The organism is Pseudomonas sp. SST3, assembly GCF_003325755.1.
Genome location: NZ_QORI02000205.1, coordinates 1 through 2494, shown reverse-complemented (window position 1 = coordinate 2494; position 2494 = coordinate 1). Strand labels below are relative to the sequence as shown.

Annotated in this window: 3 protein-coding genes; all 3 read right to left on the bottom strand. The window is 61.3% G+C overall.

Annotated features, from left to right (window positions below; all coding sequences use genetic code 11):
* Positions 1–66 precede the first annotated feature (66 nt).
* The 3 genes from tnpC to tnpA all read right to left on the bottom strand — a co-directional run bounded on the left by tnpC (position 67) and on the right by tnpA (position 2304).
* Positions 67–1593, bottom strand: a complete 1527-nt coding sequence (gene tnpC, locus DQ405_RS26610; protein ID WP_003291606.1) for an IS66 family transposase — start codon at positions 1591–1593, stop codon at positions 67–69.
* Positions 1594–1654: 61 nt separating this feature from the next.
* Positions 1655–1990: an IS66 family insertion sequence element accessory protein TnpB gene (tnpB, locus tag DQ405_RS27995; RefSeq protein WP_003291605.1), complete on the bottom strand. Its 336-nt coding sequence runs from the start codon at positions 1988–1990 to the stop codon at positions 1655–1657.
* A complete protein-coding gene (gene tnpA, locus DQ405_RS26600) occupies positions 1987–2304 on the bottom strand; it encodes an IS66-like element accessory protein TnpA (protein ID WP_003291604.1) in 318 nt (105 codons plus the stop codon). Before tnpA ends, tnpB begins: the two co-directional genes overlap by 4 nt.
* Positions 2305–2494: the final 190 nt, after the last annotated feature.

Below are 2494 nucleotides of genomic sequence, written 5' to 3'. Positions count from 1 at the left end.
CAGAAACACAAGAAACGTTGCTAAAGCAACDTACAGTAAGCGTACGCCGAACTCACCTTGCGCGACTCAGGCCGGCGCCCACTGATGCGGCAGCAGTTGGCCGATCTCACTCGCCCGCTGCGTCGGCAGCCGTGTGAGTACGTCCTTAAGATAGGCATACGGATCATGCCCATTCATCCGCGCCGACTGGATCAGACTCATGATTGCTGCCGCGCGTTTGCCGCTGCGCAGTGATCCGGCAAACAACCAGTTCGAGCGTCCAAGGGCCCATGGCCGGATCTGGTTCTCGACCTGGTTGTTGTCGATGGGCACAGCGCCATCGTCCAGGTAGCGCGTCAGCGCTACCCAGCGTTTGAGGCTGTAATCCAAGGCTTTCGCCGTGGCTGAGCCGTTGGGCACCCGATCACGCTGGGCCAGCATCCAGGCATGCAGCGCGTCGAGGATCGGTGAAGCCTGTTCCTGTCGTATTCGCCAGCGTTCTTCATTGCTCATGTCGCGCACTTGGCGTTCGACTTCGTACAGCCCAGCGATAGAGTGCAGCGCCTGTTCGGCCAACTGGCTTTTGTTCGCCGCATGCAGATCGAAGAACTTGCGGCGGGCGTGGGCCATGCAGCCGATTTCGGTGATGCCTCGCTCGAAACCGGCCTTGTAGCCAGCGAAGTCGTCGCAGACCAGCTTACCATTCCACTGGCCAAGGAAATTGCGCGCATGCTCGCCGGCACGGCTGGGGCTGAAGTCGTAGACCACGGCCTTCAGATCGGCGAAGGACGTGGTGCTGTAGGCCCAGACGTAGGCACGGTGGGTCTTCTTCTCGCCCGGCGCGAGCATTTGCACCGGGGTTTCGTCAGCGTGAATCACGCGTTGGCCCAGCACGGCTTCGTGCAGCGCATCGACCAGCGGCTGGAGCTGCACGCCGGTTTGCCCGACCCACTGCGCCAGCGTCGAACGAGCGATAGCCAGGCCGGCGCGGCCGAAGATCTTCTCCTGCCGGTACAGCGGTAGGTGGTCGGCGAACTTGGCCACCATCACGTGCGCCAACAGGCCGGCGGTGGGGATCCCCTTGTCGATCACCTGCGCCGGCACCGGCGCCTGGATCAGCGTTTCGCACTGGCGGCAGGCCCATTTCCCACGCACGTGCTGTTCGACGGTGAACACGCCCGGCGTGTAGTCGAGCTTTTCGCTGACGTCTTCGCCGACGCGTAGCAGCTGGCAGCCGCAGGCGCACTGGGTGTTCTCCGGTTCGTGATGGATCACGGTGCGCGGAAATTGCGGTGGCAGCGGTGTGCGCTTGGGTTGTTGGCGTGGTTCGGCTGGGGTAACCGGGGAGTTGACGGCTTTCAGCTCGGCCTCGATGGCGGCGATGTCGGTGTCGAGCAGGTCATCAAGCAGGCTGCCCTGATCAGGGCCTAGCTGCTCGCTGCGCTTGGCGAACTTGTGCCGTTTGAACCATGCGATTTCGTGGGTGAGCTGCTCGATGACTGTTTGATCGCGGTGGATCTTTTTGCCCATCGCATCGACTTGCGTGAGCAACTGCGCGGCCAGTGCGCGCAGCTGGTCAGGTGTCAGTTGGTCGAGATTGGGCGAGGAGTTCATGCCGCTGATTGTGCCAGAGCAGGCGGTCAGCGGAGATAAACCGATGGGCTAATGGCAGGTGCTACAGCACTGTGATCGCGCCGGCTGCGCCGACTCGCTGCCAGGGCAACCCCAGTACCAAAGCCTGGAGTTGCTCGGTGTCGAGTTCGACTTCCGAGCCGTGCCGGATGCCTGGCCAGTGAAACTTGCCCTGGTTCAATCGCCGCGCGGCCAGCCAGATACCCACGCCGTCATGCACCAGAACTTTCATGCGGTTGGCGCGACGATTGGCGAAGAGATAGGCGCAGTGCGGCTTCGCCGTACCGAACACTGCGATCACACGAGCCAACGCGGTTTCAGTGCCAGCACGCATGTCCATAGGCTCGGTGGCGAGCCAGATAGTATCGATGCGGATCACTGGGCGAGCCCACGGACAAAGCGGGCGCATCCTTCAGGATCGGAGGCTGGCCATTTCACCGTGACCGATTGCTCGCCAAGCGGTAGCTCGATAATCACCGATGCTTCAGCCGGTCGTTTAGGCGTAGCCCTCAATGGAACGAAAGCCGGCAACGCCGCTGGTGGCTGATCTCGGTAAAGCGGTAGCCACTTGCGAATGACGTTGGCGTTGATGCCATGGCGTATGGCCACGCTGGAAACGCTAGCACCGGATTGCAGGCACTCCTGAACAACCTGGGCCTTGAACGGTTTGGGGTAAGAGCTTCGTTGGCGCATGGAAATCCCGGCGATAAGGGCTATCGCGTCCGCTTAAAAAACGCGGACACCATCGCCCTTAATGCTGGAGTTCGGAAGGTGAGTTGGCTGGACGCTTACCGACTAGCAGACCAAATACTTGAACTGCCCAAGGCTTATTTCCCCGAAAGCATCACCTGTCTCGACAGCATCGTTTTCTGCTTCTACGGAC

Coding starts and splice junctions, on each gene's coding strand:
- tnpC (WP_003291606.1), bottom strand. CDS start 1,593: ATGAACTCCTCGCCCAATCTCGACCAACTGACACCTGACCAGCTGCGC.
- tnpA (WP_003291604.1), bottom strand. CDS start 2,304: ATGCGCCAACGAAGCTCTTACCCCAAACCGTTCAAGGCCCAGGTTGTT.